The sequence below is a fragment of the Desulfitobacterium chlororespirans DSM 11544 genome (genome assembly GCF_900143285.1).
GTDB lineage: Bacteria > Bacillota > Desulfitobacteriia > Desulfitobacteriales > Desulfitobacteriaceae > Desulfitobacterium > Desulfitobacterium chlororespirans.
Genome location: NZ_FRDN01000012.1, coordinates 113,019 through 134,990 on the forward strand (window position 1 = coordinate 113,019; position 21,972 = coordinate 134,990).

Annotated in this window: 23 protein-coding genes, 1 pseudogene and 1 other annotated feature; of the genes and pseudogenes, 17 read left to right on the forward strand and 7 right to left on the reverse strand. The window is 46.8% G+C overall.

The window, feature by feature from the left end; genetic code table 11:
- Positions 1-84: 84 nt before the first annotated feature.
- A complete protein-coding gene (locus BUA14_RS18795) occupies positions 85-954 on the forward strand; it encodes a hypothetical protein (protein ID WP_072773997.1) in 870 nt (289 codons plus the stop codon).
- On the opposite strand, the gene BUA14_RS18800 is transcribed toward BUA14_RS18795, so the two are convergent.
- The gene (locus tag BUA14_RS18800; RefSeq protein ID WP_072773998.1) at positions 937-1,611 is read right to left on the reverse strand and encodes a Crp/Fnr family transcriptional regulator; all 675 of its coding nucleotides are present in this window, start codon (positions 1,609-1,611) and stop codon (positions 937-939) included. The two genes, BUA14_RS18795 and BUA14_RS18800, sit on opposite strands and share 18 nt — an antisense overlap.
- A 152-nt stretch (positions 1,612-1,763) precedes the next feature.
- Between BUA14_RS18800 and BUA14_RS28785 the strand changes: the two genes are divergently transcribed.
- Positions 1,764-1,886 carry a hypothetical protein gene (locus BUA14_RS28785; protein WP_282433380.1) on the forward strand — a complete coding sequence of 41 codons (123 nt, stop codon included), beginning with the start codon at positions 1,764-1,766 and terminating at the stop codon, positions 1,884-1,886.
- Positions 1,887-1,915: 29 nt separating this feature from the next.
- Here the strand turns inward: BUA14_RS28785 and BUA14_RS18805 are convergent, their stop codons facing one another.
- The gene (locus BUA14_RS18805; RefSeq protein ID WP_005813007.1) at positions 1,916-2,182 is read right to left on the reverse strand and encodes a late competence development ComFB family protein; all 267 of its coding nucleotides are present in this window, start codon (positions 2,180-2,182) and stop codon (positions 1,916-1,918) included.
- 208 nt (positions 2,183-2,390) lie between these two features.
- Between BUA14_RS18805 and BUA14_RS18810 the strand changes: the two genes are divergently transcribed.
- The 9 genes from BUA14_RS18810 to vanW-I all read left to right on the forward strand — a co-directional run bounded on the left by BUA14_RS18810 (position 2,391) and on the right by vanW-I (position 10,217).
- Entirely contained in the window at positions 2,391-3,374 is a 984-nt protein-coding gene (locus BUA14_RS18810; protein WP_072773999.1) for an asparaginase, read from the forward strand.
- 72 nt (positions 3,375-3,446) lie between these two features.
- Entirely contained in the window at positions 3,447-4,175 is a 729-nt protein-coding gene (locus BUA14_RS18815) for a demethylmenaquinone methyltransferase (RefSeq protein WP_242954689.1), read from the forward strand.
- Between the two features lie 44 nt (positions 4,176-4,219).
- Positions 4,220-4,615 (forward strand): thioesterase family protein, encoded by a 396-nt coding sequence (locus BUA14_RS18820; protein ID WP_072774001.1) that lies wholly within the window; start codon positions 4,220-4,222, stop codon positions 4,613-4,615.
- A 5-nt stretch (positions 4,616-4,620) separates the two neighbouring features.
- Entirely contained in the window at positions 4,621-5,250 is a 630-nt protein-coding gene (locus tag BUA14_RS18825; protein ID WP_072774002.1) for a YigZ family protein, read from the forward strand.
- Between the two features lie 258 nt (positions 5,251-5,508).
- Complete coding sequence (locus tag BUA14_RS28040; protein WP_178371739.1) at positions 5,509-5,664, forward strand: hypothetical protein; 156 nt, start codon at positions 5,509-5,511, stop codon at positions 5,662-5,664.
- A gap of 129 nt (positions 5,665-5,793) precedes the next feature.
- Positions 5,794-7,188, forward strand: coding sequence for a citrate transporter (locus tag BUA14_RS18830; protein ID WP_072774003.1), 1,395 nt, complete (start codon positions 5,794-5,796; stop codon positions 7,186-7,188).
- Positions 7,189-7,378: 190 nt separating this feature from the next.
- Positions 7,379-8,266, forward strand: a complete 888-nt coding sequence (locus BUA14_RS18835; RefSeq protein ID WP_242954690.1) for an MFS transporter — start codon at positions 7,379-7,381, stop codon at positions 8,264-8,266.
- A gap of 8 nt (positions 8,267-8,274) precedes the next feature.
- On the forward strand, positions 8,275-9,081 hold the full coding sequence (locus BUA14_RS18840) for a PRC-barrel domain-containing protein (RefSeq protein ID WP_072774005.1): 807 nt from the start codon (positions 8,275-8,277) through the stop codon (positions 9,079-9,081).
- 14 nt (positions 9,082-9,095) lie between these two features.
- The gene (gene vanW-I, locus BUA14_RS18845) at positions 9,096-10,217 is read left to right on the forward strand and encodes a glycopeptide resistance accessory protein VanW-I (RefSeq protein ID WP_072774006.1); all 1,122 of its coding nucleotides are present in this window, start codon (positions 9,096-9,098) and stop codon (positions 10,215-10,217) included.
- A 66-nt stretch (positions 10,218-10,283) separates the two neighbouring features.
- Here vanW-I and BUA14_RS18850 read toward each other — a convergent pair whose 3' ends face one another.
- The gene (locus BUA14_RS18850; protein WP_072774007.1) at positions 10,284-11,039 is read right to left on the reverse strand and encodes a TSUP family transporter; all 756 of its coding nucleotides are present in this window, start codon (positions 11,037-11,039) and stop codon (positions 10,284-10,286) included.
- A 117-nt stretch (positions 11,040-11,156) separates the two neighbouring features.
- On the opposite strand from BUA14_RS18850, the gene BUA14_RS18855 reads away from it, so the two are divergent.
- Complete coding sequence (locus BUA14_RS18855; protein WP_072774008.1) at positions 11,157-12,215, forward strand: HD-GYP domain-containing protein; 1,059 nt, start codon at positions 11,157-11,159, stop codon at positions 12,213-12,215.
- Between the two features lie 36 nt (positions 12,216-12,251).
- Here the strand turns inward: BUA14_RS18855 and nth are convergent, their stop codons facing one another.
- The gene (gene nth / locus BUA14_RS18860) at positions 12,252-12,878 is read right to left on the reverse strand and encodes an endonuclease III (RefSeq protein ID WP_072774009.1); all 627 of its coding nucleotides are present in this window, start codon (positions 12,876-12,878) and stop codon (positions 12,252-12,254) included.
- 98 nt (positions 12,879-12,976) lie between these two features.
- Between nth and BUA14_RS18865 the strand changes: the two genes are divergently transcribed.
- Together BUA14_RS18865 and BUA14_RS18870 are read left to right on the forward strand one after the other, a co-directional pair.
- Positions 12,977-13,732 (forward strand): fumarylacetoacetate hydrolase family protein, encoded by a 756-nt coding sequence (locus tag BUA14_RS18865; RefSeq protein WP_072774010.1) that lies wholly within the window; start codon positions 12,977-12,979, stop codon positions 13,730-13,732.
- A 7-nt stretch (positions 13,733-13,739) separates the two neighbouring features.
- The gene (locus BUA14_RS18870; RefSeq protein ID WP_072774011.1) at positions 13,740-14,057 is read left to right on the forward strand and encodes a GIY-YIG nuclease family protein; all 318 of its coding nucleotides are present in this window, start codon (positions 13,740-13,742) and stop codon (positions 14,055-14,057) included.
- A 242-nt stretch (positions 14,058-14,299) separates the two neighbouring features.
- Here BUA14_RS18870 and BUA14_RS18875 read toward each other — a convergent pair whose 3' ends face one another.
- Complete coding sequence (locus tag BUA14_RS18875) at positions 14,300-15,688, reverse strand: uridine kinase family protein (protein ID WP_072774012.1); 1,389 nt, start codon at positions 15,686-15,688, stop codon at positions 14,300-14,302.
- Positions 15,689-15,854: 166 nt separating this feature from the next.
- Between BUA14_RS18875 and thrC the strand changes: the two genes are divergently transcribed.
- The gene (gene thrC, locus BUA14_RS18880; RefSeq protein WP_084078727.1) at positions 15,855-17,339 is read left to right on the forward strand and encodes a threonine synthase; all 1,485 of its coding nucleotides are present in this window, start codon (positions 15,855-15,857) and stop codon (positions 17,337-17,339) included.
- A gap of 186 nt (positions 17,340-17,525) precedes the next feature.
- Complete coding sequence (locus tag BUA14_RS18885; protein ID WP_026183806.1) at positions 17,526-18,050, forward strand: DUF2179 domain-containing protein; 525 nt, start codon at positions 17,526-17,528, stop codon at positions 18,048-18,050.
- A gap of 60 nt (positions 18,051-18,110) precedes the next feature.
- Here BUA14_RS18885 and pheA read toward each other — a convergent pair whose 3' ends face one another.
- The gene (gene pheA, locus BUA14_RS18890) at positions 18,111-18,968 is read right to left on the reverse strand and encodes a prephenate dehydratase (protein ID WP_072774013.1); all 858 of its coding nucleotides are present in this window, start codon (positions 18,966-18,968) and stop codon (positions 18,111-18,113) included.
- Positions 18,969-19,029: 61 nt separating this feature from the next.
- Positions 19,030-19,266 (reverse strand) — a binding site (T-box leader).
- Positions 19,267-19,567: 301 nt separating this feature from the next.
- On the opposite strand from pheA, the gene pepF reads away from it, so the two are divergent.
- On the forward strand, positions 19,568-21,367 hold the full coding sequence (pepF, locus tag BUA14_RS18895) for an oligoendopeptidase F (protein WP_072774014.1): 1,800 nt from the start codon (positions 19,568-19,570) through the stop codon (positions 21,365-21,367).
- Positions 21,368-21,421: 54 nt separating this feature from the next.
- Here pepF and BUA14_RS28995 read toward each other — a convergent pair.
- Positions 21,422-21,641 (reverse strand): annotated as a pseudogene (locus BUA14_RS28995) (hypothetical protein).
- Between the last annotated feature and the right edge of the window lie 331 nt (positions 21,642-21,972).

Here is a 21,972-nt window from a genome sequence, read left to right on the forward strand (position 1 = left end):
TGGCAGGATTTCCTGCAAAAAATGGCATGAGGAAGGCGATAAGCCCATATGATGAAACAAGAACTGGCCAAGGGGGGAGTCTGAATGTCATTGCGCCTAGAGGCCGAACAAGCTATGGGGCTTCGCTTCCCAGAGAGAAATGGTGAGGCGGTCATTCGTTTTGAGGAAACGATGGAGGTGCCCCATGGAGCTGAAGTGCTTATGCGGGGTCTTTATCGTGATCCCGACGATATCAAAAAAGGATTTAAGAACCTCCACCAGGAGACAGCCACCCTGCTGGAGATCCTCATGCCCCGTCGCGCCCGCCTGAAAGAATGGTTGGAAGAACTGCCTGAGCAACCTAAAGAAGCTGAGTCTTTTTTACGCGAAACATCGGAAAAGATTCAGCATCAGGATCGCAAAGTTTCCCAACTGGAACATGAATTGATATCTAAATTAGTGGAATCCGGCTTAGAGGATTTATTCCCGCTGCCGCTATCGGCCTTTGCCACACTCTCTTATACTGATCCTTGCGCCAAAATCTTCCTGAGGCCTTTGGGAAGACTTGCCGAGATACTTAAATTAAGCCCCGAGATTTTGCGGCAAGTGGTGCGGGTCCATTTTCTGTACAGCTTGCTTATTCTGGCAGGTCAGGATTTGGATGGCCAATCCTGCCAACGGGGCAATGAGGATGCCGTTCTCATCGGCATTGCTTCCTTTTTTACCCTCAAGCATCTGAAGAAGCATCCTCCCGAATTTCAGCATTGTTATGGGGAATGGGTGAAAGCTTGGGGCGGAAAAAGTTTTTTGCGTTTAATTGCCCAGGAAAGCAGTGTAGAAAAAGTAAGAGCCGCCATGATCTTTTGGCGGCGCAATCCCGAATTATCCTGGGATGGTATTTGGAATGGTCTCCAGTCCTTTGAGATGGAAAAGATCACAAGCCCGCGGCCTCTTTCCTCATGGCCAGTCCGCTAGTTCATGGGGGCGAAGGATTTCCATGCGATCTTCATTAAGACGAAGGACGCCTGATTTTTTCCACTGATTGAGGGTGCGGTTGACCAATTCCCGTGAAGTACCGATCATACTGGCTAAGTCCTTATTGGTCAGGGTGGCATCGTAGTAAATGGGCTCACCGGGTGATGAGGCCGGCTTAGCCATGCGCAGCAGCAGCATAGCCAAAATCCCCGCAGTGGACCGGCTGGTTAAGATCCGGATAAACTCTTGATTCATCCGCAAACGCATATTGAGTTTACGAATGAGAGCAACGGCCAGGCGGGGGTGATTTTCGAGAATCTTAACCATGCCCTGATTGGAAAGCACAAGGAGCGTGCTTTCTTTAAGTACTTCCGCCGTGGCCGGATAGGAACCCGGTTCCACCAGAAGAATTTCGGCAAGGCTGTCCCTGGGGCCGCACCAATCGAGGATTTGTTCATCCCCATTGGGCAAGGTCTTGCTGAGCTTGACTTGGCCTTCTAAGATAAAATAGACCTGGGAGCCGATCTCCCCTTCAATAAAAAGGATCTGGCCTTTTCTGTATTTGCGGGTTTTAAATTGAGGCAGCAGCGGAAGCAAATCCTCATCCGCCAGAGACGAAAACAAAGTAAACTGCCTGAGAGTTCGTGGGTCAAGCAAAGCGGATACCTCACTTTTGATTCAAATAAGATCTTCACATGATATCGCGACATCGAATACTAATAGTAGTAGATAGTTTCGTTAGTATTAGATAGCTTTGTTTAAAAAGCGGGGAAGGGATCTATAGCAAAAATTTTTAAAGGAGAGTTGAGATGGAAAAATCAGAGAGCGTTCCCATCGAGGTTCAGTTTACGGCTAACTCACCTTTTAAAATCACCGCGTTGATCATTCAATTCCTGGTCATCGTCTTGATTATGGCATGTGGCAGTGTGTAAGACTCTATCCGGAGGAAGGATAAGTAAGATTAATGTGAAGGCGTATCCGCCACCTGCTTGGCAGCCAGAACAATAGCGGAAAGAACCCGGGTTTTGTCCGGCAAGGAATCCAATTCCAAATGGGTAAGTATTTCCCCCCGGAGGGAAACACAGTACCTGCTCGGCAATTGATTTAAAGTAAGGGCTTTGATATCGGCCTGGCAGCGTTCACAATCACAAGGTAGTTTGAATTTTTGCATATACTCTTTGAGGACATGCTGCACCACATCTTCGGTGTGGTTTTTTAATTCGTACATCTTTCTACCTCCCTAGTCAATGGTTCTATTCACTCTTATAATAGATGGAATTGAGTTTAGGCACAAGAGAATTTGCAAAATTCTTCTCAATCCATCCTGAGCCATTGCCAACACTATTTATTAATGAGAAAAATAAGGAAAAATGTACACCTGGAGAACAGTTTGGGGTAAAATACCACTGGGCCACATTGTGAAATGAGGGAAAGATATGCAAAAGGTTAAACTCATTGCCACCGGGGGGACGATTGCTATGCGCAAAGACTCCCAGGGCAAGACCGTGCCGGCGGTTACCGGACATGATCTTTTAGAAAGTATACCGGAATTGCGGGAATCAGCCTTTTGGGATGTGGAGGAATTCAGCAATCTTGCCAGTTGCAATTTTAATCCGGAGCGGATGCTGCAATTGGCACAGCGTGTGGAAGAGGCTTTCGCCGATCCCGACTGCCTGGGGATCATCATCACTCACGGAACGGATACCTTGGAGGAAACAGCTTATTTTCTGGAGCTTACAGTCAAAGACAGCCGGCCGGTCATATTGACAGCCTCCCAAAGAGATGCTTCAGAGAGAGATTCCGATGGCCCCCGCAATTTACATAACTCCATGCGCATTGCCATGGATCCCCACGCTAAGGAACGAGGGGTATTGATCGCTCTCAATGAAGAGATTCATGCCGCCAGGGATGTGCGGAAATTACACACCAGCCACGTGGATGCTTTTAGTTCCGGCGAAGTAGGTTCATTAGGAAGCATTGATCATGATGAGGTGTTATGGCATCGCAAACCTGAGCCCTCGGTAAAATTTGACCTCCCTGAAAAACTGGCCAGGGTTACGATCTGCAAAGGCTATACCGGCATGGACGGAAGAATGCTGGAATGTATGGTGGATGCTCAAGTGGAGGGTATCGTCATCGAGGCCTTTGGCCGGGGAAATCTCCCTCCGGAGGTTATTCCTTCTATAGGGAGGATTACGGCAGAAAATATACCTGTGGTCATTACGTCACGTTGTTTATTTGGACGAACTGCTCCTATCTACGGCTATCCCGGCGGCGGAGCAGAGCTTCAACGCCATGGGGCACTTTTTGCCGGAGATCTTTCCACAGAGAAGGTTCGTTTGCTTCTGAGTATAGCCCTGGGGCAGAACGTTTCCCAAACCCGGCTTAAAGAGATTTTGAGCCGCGGCGGGGTAAAGTAGACAAGCCAAAGATAATCCATTACAATCCTAATGAAGGATTGCGATAGAGGCTATGAAAGCGAGGAATTACTCATGGATTTTTCCGGTAAAGATAAAGCTGCTTATGTACAGGATACATTTAATTCTATTGCCAAACGCTATGATGTTATGAATACTCTCATGAGTTTCGGATTAGACAAGGGCTGGCGCAAAAAGGCCGTTCAGACTGTCGAAGCAAAACCTGGCATGACTATGGTGGATATATGCTGCGGCACAGCTCAGCTCTCTTTGGAACTGGCTATGACTGTGGGAGAGCAAGGGCATATAACCGGCTTGGATTTCTCTGAAAATATGCTGGAAAAAGCTCAGGAGAATTTAGCGGATTCCCCTTATCGTTCTATCATTGAATTGCGGCAAGGCGATGCCATGAATCTGCCCTTTGCGGATAACTCTTTCGACGGAGCTACGGTAGGCTGGGGGCTGCGCAATCTGCCTGATTTGGAAAAAGGGGTTCAGGAGATGATCCGCGTGGTCAAACCGGGCGGTATGGTGGTTTCCTTGGATATGGCCAAGCCAACCATGCCGGGATTTAAGCAGGGGTATTGGCTCTATTTCAATAAACTCGTTCCCCTGATGGGAAAAATCTGGGCTGGAAAAGCCAAAGCCTATCAATACCTCCATGATTCTGCCGTAGAATTCCCGGCACAACAGGAGTTAGCCAATATCTTTGCTCGCTGCGGGTTGACAGAAACCCGCTATCAAAACCTTGCCGGTGGGGTAGTGGCTATTGTCAGTGGCCGAAAGCCCAAGTTTCCTGCATAAAATTATGGTAAAATAGTAGTGATAAAATTGACGAGGTGATCAAGATGGCGGAGTTAACAATAGGTGTCAAGGGAAGAGCGGAAAAAATCGTGGATCAAACCAATACGGCAAAAACTATGGGAAGCGGGTCATTGGATGTCTTCGCTACTCCGGCTTTAGTAGCGATGATGGAAGAAGCAGCAGTGAGTGCGCTGACATTGTCAGAAGAGCAAAGCAGCGTCGGTGTGTCTCTGGATATTAAACATACGGCAGCCACTCCTCTGGGCATGAAAGTGTGGGCTAATGCCGAACTAATAGAAGTCGATCGTCGTCGTTTGGTCTTTAAACTGGAAGCATACGATGATCAAGAACTTATCGGTTCCGGAACCCATGAGCGTTTTATCATCGAGGTGGAAAAATTCATGACCAAGACCCAAGCCAAAAGCGGAGAACGGGAGTAATTGCTGTGGAAAGCTATGTTACAGTCTTCGAAAGTTCAACATGGGAGCAAGTCATTGAGAAATCCCGTTTTATTGGAGTTGTTCACCCTGTGAAGAACGTAGAAGAGGTGGAGCAAAGACTTCATGATATCCGTCAAAATTACCCTAATGCCCGGCACTATGTTTATGCCTATCGTTTGTATCAAGGAAAACTGGAAAAATCCACCGACGACGGAGAGCCCCAGGGCACCGGTGGCCGACCGGTGCTTGACGTTTTGCAATATCGTCAGATCTGGGATGTACTCATTGTGGTCATTCGGTATTTTGGAGGCGTTCTCCTTGGCGCGGGAGGATTGACACGAGCCTATGGAGGGACAGCACGCCAACTGATGGATAAGGCCTCCATAGGGCGGTTGGTACCCCATCTTATCTATGAGATTGAAGCAGGCTATGATTGGTATGAACCGTTGAAATATTGGTTTAAACAGTTTTCCTGGGCCACCGGCGAGGAGGAATTTCTGGCTACGGTCAAGCTTCAAGTGTATATTCCCTGGGAGGAGAATCAGCGCTTTAGAGAGTGGCTGGCTGATTTTGCCGATCAGAAAATTGTTCCCAGGGAAATAGGGAATACCTTGTGCCCGGAGCAATCAAATTAATATTTGAGAGAAGGGGCCGCAGCTCAATGAACTTTAATATTCATGGGGCTGCGGTCTTTTTCCTCAAATTCCCAAACGTTTGGGAATTTGAGTCTGTACGAATCGTCAGACTATTTTTAATATAAGAAAAAAATAACTTTCACTTGTCAATGCATTTGTTTTCACATATAATATAACTAAAGCTAGTGCATTAAATAACGAAGTTTAGATAGAACACCTTGTCACTACTTAAATAACCAAGTGGAGGAGGCTGAAATTATGTTAGGTTGGATTGCGATGTTCATTCTGGGTGCGTTTTTATTAAGTTGCGGAGTGGCTGTTTTTGCATCTTGTCGTCAGATTTTTAATGTGACTTTTAATTCCTTTAATACCCCAAAAGGAACCAAAAAGTTTGTTAAGCCCGCACAAGCTTAACTATCAATTGAAAAGATAGGCATAGGCCGTCCCCCCCAAGGGACGGTCTATTTTTGTTGCGCGCTCTCTGTCCTTGGGCGCATACTTCCTTTAACCTAGTGGTACATTAAGAGGATAAGGAGGAGAGCCATGCTTACTTTAGCTCATTGGGTATTCTTTTTCTTTATTCTCATGATTATCGTAACCTTATTCTTTCGTAAGCCCCCGATTCTTCCGGCAGCCATCGGCTTATTTGGAGTGGGACTGGCGGAAAGCCGCAATGGGATCGAGGCGGTTCAGATATCTTTTCGAGCCCTTATCCTGGCCACAAGCAATCTCCTCGGGGTCATTGTATTGATTGGGCTGGTGGTCGCCCTTACCCAATTATTGCAAAAAACCAAAGCAGATCAAATTTTAGTGCGTCCTCTGCTGAAGATAAAATCCATGAGTTTGGCCTATTGGGCGGTAGGGGTCACTATGTGGGTGTTAACCCTCTTGATCTGGCCGACTCCGGCCCTAACCCTTTTAGGTGCAGTTGTGGTGCCGATTCTGGGGAGAATTGGCATTCATCCTCTGGTGCTGGCAGCAAGCTTAGCCATCTTCGGCAAAGGTATAGGGCTGTCCGGTGATTTTATCATTCAAGGGGCCCCTTCCTTAGTGAGCAAAGCCACGGGAATTCCCGTAACGGTTCTGCTTTCAGCATCTTTTCCAGTGGTCATCTTGAGCGGAATCTGCGGAGCGGGTTTTGGCTATATCGCTTTAAGGTTTTTTTTAAGTGGGGAACAAGGGGCGGCAGATTACCCAAGGTCCGAACCCGGTTCTGAACCCTTAGAAAAGAAGGGCAAGGGTGGGGCAGAAGGACAGCAGGCTCCCCATGAACGTGGCCGGCTCTTGGCTGGAATAATGGCTTTAGGATATATAGGAACTGTCTTCATGATTCTAACATTTAAGATTCATGGTGATGAAGCCAGCGGGTTAATTGGTGGGGTTACTCTGCTTATTTTATGCATTTGCACTGTGCTTACGGAGGGAAAGGACGCTTTCAGTCAATTTATTAATTACATTAAGGACGGCTTGCGTTATGCTATGGGAGTATTTACTCCGATTGTGATGATGGCCGGTTTCTTTTTTATGGGAACAGCCGCGGGGAGTGAACAGATTTTTCTTAAAGAAGGAGCGGGTTTCTTTTATGATTATACGATCCTGCTTGCTGAATGGATCCCGCTCACTAAGTGGACGGTGGTTGGGCTGGTCACCTTTACTGCGGTCCTTGCTTCCTTGGATGGGTCCGGCTTTTCCTGTTTGCCTTTAGTGGGGGGAATGGCGATTGCCCTGAGTCAGGTTTCGCAAATACCTGCTGTTCCTTTAGCCGTTCTGGGCCAAGTGGTCGGGATCTGGACCGGTGCGGCATTAATACCCTGGGGATTTGCGGCGGTGACATCCGCAGTCGCAGGTGTGGATGTCCAACGGCTCATGAAATATATCCTGCCGGCTTATCTTGCCGCAATCCTCACGGCTCTGGGGTGGACTCTGTTTCAACTATGATTTAGGAACTGTACAAAAGAGAAGGAGAAACTAGGTTTATGTCGAATATACGAGATAGTATAAGATAATGAGGGGGGAGCAGAAGATTTCGTTATATTGGATAACAGTAATACTTGTCAGTGCTCCCTTTATCCTAATCATGACTCGGATGGCCTATCGATTCAATTTAAAAAAATGGGAAGCTGCCTTGGTGTCTTTTTTGATGATCACCTTTGCTCTGGTTTTTCCCACTGTTCTTCGTTGTGAAAAAGTTCTTCATTGGCTCCTTGGCGTTTGCGGCCTTCTTTTGTTCACCGTGGGGATAACAGCCATCAGAAACCGCTCACAACCTCCGCCTGAAAGCAGCATCGCTGTGGATGAACCGAAAGAAGAAGACGATGTATTCTGTCCGGACGAAGCTGCCATATCTCACCAGGAGGAAGCTGCCATATCCTATCAGGAAGAAGATACGGTATCCCTTCCTTCGGAAGACGGCCCATCTGATCCGGTGGAAGAAAAGAGAGCCGACACACCTGAGGTTCTGCTGCCGGAGCACGAGCAGGAAGCTGCTGAAGAAGCTGTTAAAGAAGAAGCCGGTGATGCTGAGCCTATGGAAATTCTCGATGAAGATGAATCTGTGGAAACAGAGGCGAACTTATGCGAAGAGGCGAACTTACTTGAAGAAGTCACCAAGCTTGAAGAAATAAGGCCTGAGGAAAAGAGCATAAACGATGAAATTCTCTCGGCCTCCGAGCCGGTTGAAGAAACTGAGCCCCCGCTTATACATATGAAGGAATTCAGCCTGCAAGAGTTAATTGAAAAAGGGTTTCAGGCCAAAGAACAGGAGCGTTTCCACCTGGCGGCGGAATGGTTTATGCTGGCCTTAGACCAAAAGCCATCCTATGATATCGCTTTTTACCTCATTGTGGAGACCTGTGGGCATTGGAAGAATGGCTCCTCTATTTATGATGCGTTGGATAAGGTTACCCCTTATATCAATGAGTATATTCAAAATGCACCCCCGGAGTGGAGAACCCAACTGTTGGAATGGCTGGACAATGAAAATCTACCTGTTCCAGGGGAATTTAGGAAGGATTGATTAAGTAGATGAAGGCAAGTGTTGAAATCAAAGGTTTACGAATTATTAGTATATCAGAGGGAACACAAGTGGGGACGGTTAAGGATTTCATTTTAAACCCTCAAAAGGGAAGCTTGGATTTTTTTGTAGTGGATCAGCCCTCTGATTATTTTGGAGCGAAAGTCATTGCTTATGCTGATATTGTTGGTTTAGGAGAATTTGCTTTGACTGTTCCTAATCCCGATGTGATTCAAAGTGTGGCAGGCAATAATGTGGCTCAGGAACTGATTAAACAAGGTGTAGAAGTCATCGGAACGAAAGTGCTGACCAAAAAAGGAGCATTGAGCGGCGAGGTTAAAGAGATCCTCATCGATGAAGAGACCGGAAAAATTGCCCAATGCCTGTTTACTGATAATCAAGGTGAAGAGCATCAGGTAGCCGGAGAGCAAATCATCACTTACGGTAAGGAACTTTTAATTATCGAAGGAACCCCTGGTGAAATAAAGGCAGAAGTGGTAAGCGAACCTGTAAGCACTGTAAATGTTGTAAGTCCTGTAAGCTCTATAAGTGCTGATCCCGTGGAAGAGCAAGTGCCTCAGGCAATCGCTGCTCCAGTTGAAGAAACTGCGGCGGAACAACAAAATGAAGTAACGGAGTTTAACCTTTTTGAGCAGCGTCAATTACAGTATTTTGTGGGTAAAGCCGTAGTTCAGGATATTGTTTTAGATAATGGTGAACTTTTGCGCGCCGGTGAGCCTATGACTGAAGAGACGATCCGTCAGATTACCACGCGGAACAAATTAATGGAAATTACCTCATTACTCCATAAAAACTAAGTTGTGGTTATGCTATGTTAAGAAGGAAACCATGGGTCTTTCTTTTGGTAATTTTATTTAGTCAGCTTAGCTTGTCCGTACTTTTGGGAGCTACGGTAACCTACGGCGCGGGCTATGCCAAAGCGCCCGAGGGGCTGACGGTTTGGGAAAAAGATCTGAGTGGCATGACCAAGGAAGAGGCCTATGCAGTCCTTGCCGAAGTAATCCCCAAGGCAGTCGTCTATGACCGGACGGTTTATTCCTTGGAGCTAAACCAAACCGATCAAGATCTAAAGGACTATCTGGCAAGTCAATACATCATTTCCACCGGAAATGTCATTACGGATGCCTTTGAGTACCTGCACAGAATGTCAAGGACTATCCCGTCTCCTGAGCTACTCAATCAAGAGGAGATTCTTGTTCAGCTCCGCAAGTTCGCCCTGGATATCGATCAGCCGGGTAAGGCGGCTGAAGCCTATTATGAGAATGGCGAGATCGTCATCGAAGAGGGCAGTTTGGGAGTCAGACTTGATGTGGACAAATCATGGGAACAACTGCAGCAAAGCAAAGGCATGGAGACTGTGCCGCTTGTTACTGAGGTCATAGTGGTTCACCCTACTACGGCCGAATTAGAGAAGGTCAAAGATCCTTTGGGGGATTACACCACCTATTTTAACCCTTCCTTTCATGAACGGGTTACCAATGTACGGCTTGCTGCTGAAGCGATCAATGGACTTATTCTTCCGCCGGGTGGTGAATTTTCCTTTAATGATACGGTGGGAAAACGTGAGCCTGAAAGAGGGTATTTACCGGCTTTAATGTATATGGGCAATAGGGTTGTCACAGATGATGGCGGAGGAATTTGCCAGGATTCGACCACTCTTTATCAAGCGACCAAACAGGCCAAGCTGGAAGTACTGGAAAGATACAGCCATTCTCTGCCGGTTTCCTATGTTCCGGTGGGGCAGGATGCTACGGTTGCTTATGGAGCGCTGGATTTCCGCTTTCGGAACACGACTCAGGGTTATCTGCTGCTTAATGCGGCCACAGGGGGCAATTGGATTCGGGTGAGAATTTTCGGTGTGGCCGATTCTGAACACCCTGCCCTTGACGAACCGGACGGTTATCCTGTAAAACCCAGAGAATGGTTAAAGTAATAAGCAATATAAAAGTTAATGATACAAAAGCCGCCCATTGTGAGCGGCTTTCATGTTTAGGTTCAATTACCTGTAGTTTTCAATCATGAGTTTCAGGGCAACCAGCAGAGACATGGTGATAAAGATGGGTTTAATCAGGGCGCTGCCTTTACGAATGGCCAGAGTGGTACCGATTCGGGAACCCAAAAACATGGATAAAGCCATCGGGATTCCGTAGGTATAAATGATCTTGCCGCTTAAAGCAAAGAGAATAAGCGAAACAAGGTTGCTCACGAAATTGAGGACTTTGGCATTGGCTGAAGAGACGATAAAATTAAAGCCATAAAGGGTGATAAAGCCAAAGATTAGAAAAGAGCCGGTTCCCGGACCGAAAAATCCATCATAAAAGCCCAGAGCAAAAGCAAATAGGAAGCCCAAAAACCGCTTTAAGGGCGTTACTCCTTGAAATCTATCCTCAAGCCCTAGATTCTTTTGCAATAAAGTGTAAAAACCTACTAAAAGAATCAAAACAGGAACGGCTTTGGTTAATAAATCAGCAGAAAGGTGCAGGACAGACCATACCCCAAAACAGGTTCCCATCAACGTAAAAGGAATCTGCCATTTAACCACGGAAAAAAATACTTTTCCAGAGCGGGCATAAGTCATTGAGCTGGTCAAAGATCCTATGGTGGAGGCAAATTTATTGGTTCCTAAGGCATGATGAGGAGGAACACCAACCAGCAGCAAAGCGGGGAGGCTGATTAATCCTCCGCCTCCGGCAATGGCGTCGATCAGGGCGGCTATAAATCCGAGGATACAGAGCAGGATAATGTCGTCCAACATAATAATCCTCTTTCTCATGAGAAAATTTTGTTCTGATATACGGCTTAAGGCGATTTAAAAAAACCTGCTAATAGTGTAGGATGAATAATAAGAAGGTGTTCAAAAGGGGGAGACTTAGTGCGTCAGGTCAGTGTGAATTCCCTAAAAATCGGTGACGTTTTGGGTAAAACCATTTATTCAAGCAATGGACGGGTCTTATTGGGAAAAGGGGTTAAACTTACACCACTTTATATCAGTAAGATGAGAGATATGGGGATCACCATTGTTTATATTGAGGACGATCGGTTTGAGGATGTTATTCCCGAAGATGTTATTGATGAAGAGAACCGCCGGGAGGCTATGGCAATCATTGAGCAAGCTTCTCAAGGGGTGCGGCTGGGAAAAAATCTGGATGATTTTCATTTGCGCAATATCGTCAGCAAGATTGTCGAAGAGATTCTGTTTAAAAAAGATATCCTGGTGAGCATGATGGACATCCGCAGCAAAGACAATTACACCTTTGCTCATTCTGTCAACGTCTGTGTCTTGGCCACAGTTCTGGGCAAGGTGATGCATCTGGATAAAGAAAAGCTGGAAACCCTGGCTATCGGCGCTTTACTTCATGACATTGGTATGGTTCACCTGCCCCAGAATATACTGGAGAATCACGAACAACGTACAGAAGAAGAGGAAGAAGAATACAGGACCCATACCACCTTGGGATTTGAAGAATTGAGGAAGCGCAAAGAGCTTAACCTTGTGGTTGCCCATATAGCCTTTCAGCACCATGAGTATATTGATGGAACCGGTTATCCCCGTCAGCTTAAAGGCGATGAAATTCATCCTTTGGCTCAAATCGTGGCCATCGCCGATCTTTATGATAAGCTGACCTCCGATAACAGCGGGATGAAACGAGTTATGCCTCATGAAGCTTGTGAAATCCTCATGGGTCTTGTGGGTAAACAGTTTCCCTTGGAACCGGTCCGCCTGTTCCTGCGCAATATCGCCGCTTATCCTACCGGGAGCACCGTTCGGCTTAATACGGGAGAAATCGGTGTAGTGGTGGATCAGAATCCCAGCATCCCTACCCGGCCGGTGGTCCGTGTTTATGATGAGATGAATTATGAAGCCGGGCAAGGCAAAGAATATAATATGGTTGAAAACCGAACCGTCTTCATTAATGAGGTTCTGGTTTAAACTGAGGTTCTGGTTTATTCCTGAAGGAAGTTCCGTTCAAGCCGGCAATAATCTGCTGGGGCATAGTGGTGACAGGGGGCATTCCGGACATTTGGGGTTGCGGGCGGCACAGATTCTCCGTCCGTGCCAAATGAGCCAATGATGAGCTTGAATCCATTGGGAACGGGGAATACAGCTCATCAACTGCTTCTCGATCAGATCAGGATTCGTCCCTGAGGCCAGCCCTAACCGGTTGGAGACTCGTAAAACATGAGTGTCTACGGCCATTGCGGGGATATGAAAAGCATTGCTGAGTACCACATTGGCTGTTTTTCTTCCCACACCGGGGAGTTGAGTCAGAGCTTCCATGGAGCCGGGGACTTCTCCGCCATAGTTTTCAACTAAGATATGGCAGGTAGCTAAAATATTTTTGGCTTTATTATGATAAAGCCCCAGCTCTTTGATAGCCTGTTCCATTTCCGCTAAAGACATGGTTAAGAACTGTTCAGGGGTTTTGTAATCTCTAAACAGTCTTTCCGTGACTTGATTTACTTTTTTATCCGTAGCCTGAGCGCTCAACATCGTGGCAATCAGCAGCTCAAATGGGGTGGAGAAGTTGAGTTCACAATGGGCCTCGGGGTAGGTCGCCGCCAAGATGCTCAGAATAGAATTTACGTTGCTCATGTTAGCCTCCTAATAGATAGTTGATGATCAAGAGATGGTTTGTGATCAAAAGATAGTTTGCGATCAAGATTAGATCATGAAGAAAGGAAAACGGTGCGATGCAGTACATTAGATTTTCATATGAGGATAGAATTTGCTTTGGTCAGCTTCAAGGGGAAGCCATTGCTCTTCTTGACCGCTCTTATTTGGAAGCAGGCTGCCAAAAAACGGGTCAGATCCTCCGGGCAGATCAGGTTCGCTTGCTGGCACCTGTTGAGCCGACCAAGATCGTGTGTATTGGCTTGAATTATGCCAAACATATTGAAGAATTGGGCCATGATTTTCATGATGACCCTGTCATCTTTCTGAAGCCTGTCACTTCCTTAGTGGGGCCGGAGGATGAAATTATCCTGCCGGCGATGAGTCAGCAGGTCGACTATGAAGCAGAGCTTGTGGTGGTTATAGGTAAAACAGCTAAGGATCTCGCTGAAGATCAGGCTGAAGACTATATTTTCGGCTTCACCTGCGGCAATGATGTTACAGCCAGGGATCTGCAAAAGAAAGATGGGCAATGGACCCGCAGTAAGGGGTTTGATACCTTTTGCCCCATTGGGCCCTGGATCGTCAGAGACCTGGACTATAGAAATGTGAAGATCAGCTCAGTGTTGAATGGGGAGGTAAGGCAGTCTTCCCAAACCAGCCATTTAATCCATTCTGTTCCTAAATTGGTAAGCTATATTTCCCAGATTATGACCTTAAATCCTGGAGATTTGATCATGACTGGGACTCCCGAAGGCATAGGGCCCATGAAAACCGGTGATGCAATTGCTATTGAAATCGAAGGCATTGGCCGGCTGCACAACCTTGTCCGTTAGGAACGCCATGTACTGGGTTTATATTCTTCACTGTGCCGATAATACACTCTACACCGGATCGACGCCAAGGCTGGAACGCCGAATTCAAGAACATAATCAAGGCAGCGGAGCGAAATACACCCGGGGACGGCGGCCGGTATCCCTTAGGCAGGCCTGGATTGTGGAGAACCGGAGCCAGGCACTGCGGCTGGAAGCTTTTATAAAAAAGGCAGCACGCAAGGAAAAGGAACGCTTTATCGATAATCCCCAGTATCTTTTGAGCCTGGCCAAGGAGAAGGGCTATGACTTTGCCATAGGGATCGGAGATAAAACCGATTGTGGATAGAATCCATTTACATATTACTATAATACAATTCCAGGTGTTTTGGAATGCGCAGATAGTATCCATTACTAAATTAAAACGGTAAAAGAACCGTGGGGCCTGCACAAAAAGAGTGCAAGCCCCACGGTTCTTTTACAATATCCTAAATTATGTTAGTTACAGAAAGGAATGCTTAGGGAACTGGTCATATTTTCAAGGGCGGCGGTCAGCTTCTTAATACTCTGCCGACACCGGTGCCGGCAGGCCTAATAGATCCCGCCGCCGATAAACTCCCTCAAGATGGAATTAAAGGGGACTTTGGCTATATCCAGGATTTCAAAGTGGTAAAGCACTCTTAAGAGATGGGAGGCGGTGGCGTAATAGGGATGATCCTTAGGAATGCTGATTAAAAGCGGTTCGGCATAAGCCTTAAGAGCGTTCAATTCATAGAGCAGACTGGAATTGAACATAACGTCCGCCTCTTCCTGGTAGGGGAATATATTGTTATTTTCTCCCCGCCGTACGCTGGACCATTGATTGAGGGTTTTCTCCGGGTTGATGCCACGATATTTGTCATCACGAACCAAGCGGCGAATCAGGCGTACATCCGTTGTGGAGATACGATTATGGGTATCGATATTGGGTTGAAAAAGAGCGCTGATATAGATTTTGAAGAGATGGGAGCGTTCCAGGGAAGGCAAAAGCCGGGGGTTGAGGGCATGAATCCCCTCCATGACCAATATTTCATCAGGTTCTAATTTCATGCGTATACCCTCGGGTTGACGACGGCCTGCCACAAAGTCGAAAATAGGGCACTCAATCTCCTCGCCATGGATTAAGGCGTTGACATGCTGGTTCAGCAAGGGGAGATCAAGAGCCTCGAGAGCTTCAAAGTCATATTGTCCATACTCATCAAGAGGTGTGTGTTCCCGATCGCAGAAATAATTATCCAACGACAAAGCAATGGGGCGGATGCCATTAACCTGAAGCTGTGTGGATAGACGTTGGGCAAAGGTAGTTTTCCCAGAGGAAGAGGGACCGGAAATGAGAATAATGCGGAGGTTCCTGCGCTGCTCCAGAATGCGATCAGCGATTAAGGAAATTTTTTTCTCATGCAAGGCTTCGGCTAAAGAGATGAGTTCCGTGGTCTTGCCTTTCTGGATATTAAGGTTAATAGAACCCACCTTATCCAAATGGAGGTTTTCCACCCAACGCTGGGACTCCAGGAAAGTAGCGGTTAATTTTTCCGGTGGTACAAAATTGGGCAGCTCGCAGGGATGCTCAGGATTAGAAAAGAGCAAAATAAAGCCGGGATGATAGAAGATGAGGATAAAAGGATAATAGGTATCTGCCGGGTGCATAGCGGGATAAAGAGACTTGACGAAGATATGATTGACCTTCGTGTGAAAGAAGCCGTCTTCTTCCGCACAGGACATGATCTTCGGCTTAGAGTCCAACCAGTGATGGAGTTTTTCCTCGATTTGCGCTACTTCCCGAGGCGAAAGAGGTGAGTTCTCTAACTCGCAATAAATACCATCTAAAATGGAGTATTGAATCTTTATTTCCTCCTGAGGAAAAAGCTCCTCCACAATCCTAATTAAGCCAAAAATAAGGGTCTGACGATATTGACGATGGGTCGTTTCCATGACACTCATTGAGGCACCTCTTTTCTTTAGAGTCTGTCTTAAGCTTAATTCTACAGAGGAATCCTTCCTTCCTGTTACTTTTGAGAATGATTTTAAAAAGATATGGTATACTGGAGAAGGAAAAATATCCATCTCTGGCGAATACAATTCGGATAATGTCTTGGGGAGTGAATGCATGTTGTATGAAAGCACGAGAGGGAATTTCCCTGATCAAACTGGAAAAGAAGCGATTGCCTTGGGCATGGTTCCGGTAGGGGGGTTATTTGTTCCGAAAGAACTTCCGCAAATCCACTGGGAGGAAGTTCGCGGCATTTCCTATCCTGAACTGGCCCAATTGATTTTTAAACGCTATCTACCCGATTTTCCGGAGGAGAAATGTGTTGAGACTTCAAAAATATACACGGATGGAGTTTTCGATTCGGATAATCCGGCTCCCCTGGTGAATGTGGGAGATCTGGGAGTACTGGAGCTATGGCATGGCCCTACTGCCGCCTTTAAAGATATGGCCTTGCAGGCTTTGCCCCATCTTTTGGGAGAAAGCATGCAGGTTCTCACCCACACCGACAAGGTGCTGATTTTGGTCGCTACATCAGGAGACACCGGAAAGGCCGCCCTGGAGGGGTTTAAGAATGTTGAGGGTACAGAGATCATGGTCTTTTATCCTGAACATGGGGTGAGCACTGTTCAGGAGCGGCAAATGACCACAACTGATGGGGTCAACACTAAAGTAGTTCCCGTTGCCGGTAATTTCGATCAGTGTCAATCCGCCGTGAAAGAGATTTTTGGCAATCCTGACTTAAGAGAAAAATTTAAGGAACAAGGCATTGCCTTTTCTTCGGCAAATTCGATTAACTGGGGAAGGCTCTTGCCGCAAATCATCTATTACTATTGGGCTTATTTGCAAGGGGTGGAATCGCAAAAAATCCGTCCCGGGGAAAAGATGAATGTGGTGATACCCACAGGGAACTTCGGCAACATTCTTGCCGCTTATTATGCCAAGGAAATGGGACTGCCTATTCATCAACTCATTTGTGCCTCCAATGAGAATAATGTGCTGACAGATTTCTTCAGCCAAGGAGTGTATAACCGCAAGCGTCCCTTTTTCGTGACATCTTCACCTTCGATGGATATTTTAATATCCAGTAATTTTGAGCGCTTCCTCTACGAAGTTTCCGGAAGGGATGGCTCTAAAGTAGGGAAGTGGTATGATGATCTTCAGGCACTTGGTGAATTTACTGTGGATACAGATACTTTAACCAGAGCCAGAGAAGCAGTCGTTGCCGGATGGGCCGGTGAGGCGGATGTTCTGGCGGTCATCCAATCCGTATATAAAGAACATGCCTATGTTCTGGATCCTCATACTGCTGTAGCGGTGAAAGTATATCAAGATTATCTTCGGGAATCAGGAGACAACACATTTACCGTGATTGCCTCAACAGCCAGTCCTTTCAAATTTGCCAAAACCGTCTTAGCGGGCATTGATGCCGATGCCTTAGCGGATGATGAATGGACAAATTTACGGAGGCTGAGGGAGATTACCGGCTGGTGCATACCCAAAGGGCTGCAAGGGTTAGAGGATCAAGAGACCTTTGGTTTGGAGCCGGTGCAACCTGAGGAGATTCCGGAACTCATCCAGAAGGTTTACATTCCCAATAGATAAGCTATTGCACAGATAGGATATATCTGACAGCTTGTTGGCATCTTCGGGGTTTATCACCAGATAAGCCCTTTTTTCTTTTCCCTTAAGAAGAAAAACTTTTCAGAAAAAAGGAGATAATCTATTCATGCCGAACAATGAGATTTGACATAAGAGAAAAATCTTGACAAGGGAGAAAGTGGTGATAGCATGGGTTCAATTCTACAGTTTGTTTTAATTATCATTGCTATTAATATAACTTATGTGACCTTAACGACCATCCGCTTTATTTTAATGATTAAAGGCATGCGGGTCTATGCTTCGCTTTTGTCTGTGCTGGAAGTCTTCATCTATATCATGGGGCTTTCCATTATCCTGGACAACCTCGACAGCTATTGGAATATTGCGGCTTATTGCTGTGGTTATGGAGTGGGGGTCTATCTGGGCAGCCGAATCGAAGAACGGCTGGCCCTCGGCTATATTATGGCCCAGGTCATCGTAGAATGCGAATATCAGGGGCTGGCAGGGGAACTGAGGGACGCCGGCTTTGGCGTGACGAGCTGGCTGGGAGAAGGGAAAACCGGGCCGCGTATGGTCATGATGGTGTTGGCCAAGCGCAACCGCCAGAAAGAGCTGTTAAACAGGATCGACAGCCTGTGTTCAAATGCCTTTGTCATTTTTGAGGAACCGAAGAATTTCCGCGGGGGATTCTGGGCGAAGAAGGTTCTACACTAAGGAAGTTCAGCACTAAGAAAGCACCAACGGCGTATGTCGTTGGTGCTTAAAGTTAACTGGTTATTCCTTGGCCGAAAGCTTTTCCTTAGGATAGGAGCCTAATAGTTTAGTGCTGACCCCTTTGTCTTTGAGAGCCCATAAAGCCTCCTGGATCGATGGGGAGAAGACATAGCCGTCAATGTCCACAAAGAACACATACTCGCCCAGCTTTTTCTTGGAAGGGCGGGACTCAATACGGCTTAAGTTAATATTGCGCAGGGCAAATTCCTGAAGGGCATGGGCTAAGGCTCCGGGGGTATCTCCGGTAATGATTAAAAGGGATGTTTTATCCTCCTCATTCATCTCCGCAAGATGATGTCCTACAAAAATAAAACGGGTGGCATTGAGCATAGAGTCCTGAATTTTTTCTGATTTACAGTGTAAATTATAGATTTCCGCGGCGCGCCGGGGTCCGATAGCAGCCCAAGGCTGAGCGGGATTCTGGGCTATTTTCGTAACGGCTTCAGCGGTGCTAGGGCAAGATAATTGCTCGGCCTGAGCCAGATGAGTTTCCAGAAAATCACGGCACTGTCCCAAGGCTTGTTCATGGGAATAGACCTGCTCTATTTGAGCTAAATGAAGGGGCTGAGCGGTGATCAGGCATTGGTCCACAGGGAATATAAATTCTCTCATGATATACAGACTTTCCGTCTGGCCTAACATATCCATGGTCACTCCCACCTGGCCCTCGGTGGAATTCTCCAGAGGGACAAAGGCCCCTTCGATCTCCAGGTTTTGGCAGGCTATTAATAGTTTGGGAATGGTCGTAAAGGGCATAAGGTTCAGCGGCGGTTCCAATAGATCGGATTGAGTCGCTAAAAAGAGTTGAAGCGCTTCTTCAGAAAAGCTGCCTTTCGGCCCTAAATAGCCAATGTTCATCGTCTTATCCTCCTCGTCTTGCTCTCATTAGTAAATAAAAAAAGACTTACCTCACCCCTGAATAAGGGACGAGTTAAGTCACGCGGTACCACCCTTTTTGCTGTATGTACAACAGCCTCTCACATGATCCTGGAACGAATCAAGGCTCTTAACGGAAGCGGCCGGCATTCCCTACTTTAAGTTCAGGAACGCAACTCCGGAGTGAATATCTGTTACCAGCAACCACTAAAGCTTTCAGTCTCCGGCTTTAGTTCCCTGAAGGTCTGGGCTAACAGATGCTCTCTTTCATCGTTGTTGTTGATTTGGAAATTCGATTTTAACAATTATATCAAGAACTGGTGCAATTGAAAAGCAAAACTTAGTAAATTCTTGATTTTTAGATATTTGTACACTTTAAACTTGCAGAAACCTTACAAGCACGTTAAAATAATGTTTGGAAGGTTGGGGAACCTTCCTGGGAGATAAGGTGGACGAGGTGGCAGAAACAGGCAGTGGAACGTACGCTGCCTGTTTCACTTTTTATTGACAATAATTTTGCTAAATTTTCCCCATCCTGTGTATAATAAGCATTAGGGTAAGTCAATAAGGAGGGAATGCTTATGGAACAAGCTAAACTAAAAACACGTTCAGAAATCTCTGAGCAATATAAATGGCATCTTGAGGATATTTTCCCTAGTGATCAAGCTTGGGAAGAGGAATTTCTTAAAGCTGAAAAGCTTTTGCAACGAGCTGAATCATTCCAAGGGCATTTGGGGGATAGTGCCGAAGCTTTGTTAACCTGCTTTGACTGGATGGATGAAGTGGGGCAAAGTGTAGGTGAAATCTACACCTATGCACGGATGCGCCGGGATGAAGACAACCGGAATGCTTATTATCAGGCTTTGACGGATCGGGCCGGTGCTCTATCTGTCCGGGTGGGGAGTGCTTTAGCTTTTATAGTTCCGGAAATTCTCGCTTTGCCGGAAGGAAGACTCCGGGAATTCCGCAAAGCGAATGAAAAGATGGCCCTTTATGACCACGCCTTAGAAGATATTTTGCGTAAACGTGAACATGTATTAAGTTCTCAAGAGGAAAAGTTACTGGCTGAAATGGGCGAGATAGCTGAAGGTCCCAGCACCATTTTTGGTATGGCCAATAACGCCGATCTTAAATTTCCCAGTATTAAGAATGAGCAGGATGAGGAAGTCGAGCTCACCAAAGGAAACTATATTCAGTTCATGGAAAGCGAAGACCGGCGGGTGCGGCAAGAGGCTTTCGAAACCCTCTATGGCACCTACCAAAAACAAATTAATACCTGGGCGGCCATCCTTAACTCCAATATTAAAGGGGACGTTTTTTTCGCCAAGGCCAGGCGTTACCCTTCGGCCATTGAGGCTTCCTTAGATGATGATAAAGTTCCTTTAGGGGTCTATGATGCCTTGATCGATACCGTCCGTGAGTTTTTGCCGGAGATGCATCGCTATGTAAAGCTGAGAAAGAAGGCCTTGGGGCTGGACGAACTACATATGTATGATATTTATGTTCCCATTGTCTCAGAGGTCAAGATGACGATTCCTTATCAGGAAGCCGTGGCGATGTGCCGGGAGGGGCTCAAACCCTTAGGCTCAGACTATGGCAAGGTCTTGGAAGAAGGGTTCACTTCCCACTGGATTGATGTCTATGAAAACCAGGGGAAAACCAGCGGTGCCTATTCTTGGGGGACCTACCGTTCCCACCCTTATGTGCTGCTCAATCATCAGGATACGTTAGATTCGATGTTTACGATTGCCCATGAGATGGGGCATTCCCTCCATACCTATTTTTCCAATCGCACTCAGCCTCATATCTATGCCGGTTACAAGATTTTCGTGGCTGAAGTGGCCTCTACTCTCAATGAAGCTCTGGTGATGGACCATTTGCTCAAAACCACGGAAGATCCCAAGTTATTGGCCTATTTGCTGAACCATTATCTGGAGCAGTTCAGAGGCACTGTTTTCCGTCAGACCATGTTTGCGGAATTTGAAAAGAAAACCCATGCTCTGGTGGAACAAGGTGAAGCTCTCACCGCAGAATTGTTATCCAGCACCTATCTTAAGCTTAATGAGGATTACTATGGACCGGATGTGGTGATGGACCCGCAAATTGCTATTGAATGGGCCAGAATCCCTCATTTTTACAATGCTTTTTATGTTTATAAATATGCCACAGGGTTCTCGGCAGCTACGGCTTTAGCGAGGAAGATTCTTGATGAAGGGGAGCCGGCTGTGGAGCGCTATCTCGAATTCCTGTCCAGCGGCAGCTCCGATTATCCGATCGAATTGCTGCGCAAGGCTGGTGTGGATATGGAGACGCCGGTGCCGGTAAGGGAGGCTTTGCAGGTCTTTACGAGCCTGTTGGATCGGTTGGAGGGGCTGCTTTAAGCTGAGTCTCCGGAGGTATCCGGAAGTCTTCAGGATTGCCCGGAAGCCGATTCTTCAGGATTGCCCGGAAGTTGAGTCTCCAGAATTTTGCTTTACACCGGTCGCTCCATAAGCTGCGCGGACAAAACTAACGCGAAAAGCCCGCCGCTCCGTCGGGTGCACCTGCGCCGCTAAGCAGCTTTCTGTGGCGTGGCGGCTTGGGCGAAACCCTCGTCCGGGTTTCGTGGCCAAATCGCTCCTGCTCAATGGCCGGTTGGAAACGTCCTGTTTCCAACCCGACTCCGCAGCGGGCTTTTCGCGAAGTTTTGTTTCCGCTCGCTTAAATTCGCTTCCCTAGTGTAAATCAAAATCCTTGGGCCGTTTTTCGGGTCTGGGTGAGCAGAGCGTTGTAGGAAGTGCGGAGTAAATTGCCCTGCTCTAGCCGCCTTTTCCGTCTTTACCGACGCCGCTATAGCGGCGGGGTCGGCGATCAAGCAAGGCTCTGAAGGAGGGATGAACTGACCCGACCCCCGGAAATGCCTTGCAAAAAACGTCAGGCCTCGGGCTTCCCAAACCTCTAGACCCCAGGGGAAGGCTGAAAGAAACCCGCAAGCAGTAGCTTTGCG

What these genes read in the sequence shown, in the direction of transcription:
- BUA14_RS18795 (WP_072773997.1), top strand. Translation starts at nt 85, where the DNA reads ATGTCATTGCGCCTAGAGGCCGAACAAGCTATGGGGCTTCGCTTCCCA.
- BUA14_RS28785 (WP_282433380.1), top strand. Translation starts at nt 1,764, where the DNA reads ATGGAAAAATCAGAGAGCGTTCCCATCGAGGTTCAGTTTACGGCTAAC.
- BUA14_RS18805 (WP_005813007.1), bottom strand. Translation starts at nt 2,182, where the DNA reads ATGTACGAATTAAAAAACCACACCGAAGATGTGGTGCAGCATGTCCTC.
- BUA14_RS18810 (WP_072773999.1), top strand. Translation starts at nt 2,391, where the DNA reads ATGCAAAAGGTTAAACTCATTGCCACCGGGGGGACGATTGCTATGCGC.
- BUA14_RS18815 (WP_242954689.1), top strand. Translation starts at nt 3,447, where the DNA reads ATGGATTTTTCCGGTAAAGATAAAGCTGCTTATGTACAGGATACATTT.
- BUA14_RS18820 (WP_072774001.1), top strand. Translation starts at nt 4,220, where the DNA reads ATGGCGGAGTTAACAATAGGTGTCAAGGGAAGAGCGGAAAAAATCGTG.
- BUA14_RS28040 (WP_178371739.1), top strand. Translation starts at nt 5,509, where the DNA reads ATGTTAGGTTGGATTGCGATGTTCATTCTGGGTGCGTTTTTATTAAGT.
- BUA14_RS18830 (WP_072774003.1), top strand. Translation starts at nt 5,794, where the DNA reads ATGCTTACTTTAGCTCATTGGGTATTCTTTTTCTTTATTCTCATGATT.
- BUA14_RS18840 (WP_072774005.1), top strand. Translation starts at nt 8,275, where the DNA reads ATGAAGGCAAGTGTTGAAATCAAAGGTTTACGAATTATTAGTATATCA.
- vanW-I (WP_072774006.1), top strand. Translation starts at nt 9,096, where the DNA reads ATGTTAAGAAGGAAACCATGGGTCTTTCTTTTGGTAATTTTATTTAGT.
- BUA14_RS18850 (WP_072774007.1), bottom strand. Translation starts at nt 11,039, where the DNA reads ATGTTGGACGACATTATCCTGCTCTGTATCCTCGGATTTATAGCCGCC.
- nth (WP_072774009.1), bottom strand. Translation starts at nt 12,878, where the DNA reads ATGAGCAACGTAAATTCTATTCTGAGCATCTTGGCGGCGACCTACCCC.
- BUA14_RS18865 (WP_072774010.1), top strand. Translation starts at nt 12,977, where the DNA reads ATGCAGTACATTAGATTTTCATATGAGGATAGAATTTGCTTTGGTCAG.
- BUA14_RS18870 (WP_072774011.1), top strand. Translation starts at nt 13,740, where the DNA reads ATGTACTGGGTTTATATTCTTCACTGTGCCGATAATACACTCTACACC.
- BUA14_RS18875 (WP_072774012.1), bottom strand. Translation starts at nt 15,688, where the DNA reads ATGAGTGTCATGGAAACGACCCATCGTCAATATCGTCAGACCCTTATT.
- thrC (WP_084078727.1), top strand. Translation starts at nt 15,855, where the DNA reads ATGTTGTATGAAAGCACGAGAGGGAATTTCCCTGATCAAACTGGAAAA.
- BUA14_RS18885 (WP_026183806.1), top strand. Translation starts at nt 17,526, where the DNA reads ATGGGTTCAATTCTACAGTTTGTTTTAATTATCATTGCTATTAATATA.
- pheA (WP_072774013.1), bottom strand. Translation starts at nt 18,968, where the DNA reads ATGAACATTGGCTATTTAGGGCCGAAAGGCAGCTTTTCTGAAGAAGCG.
- pepF (WP_072774014.1), top strand. Translation starts at nt 19,568, where the DNA reads ATGGAACAAGCTAAACTAAAAACACGTTCAGAAATCTCTGAGCAATAT.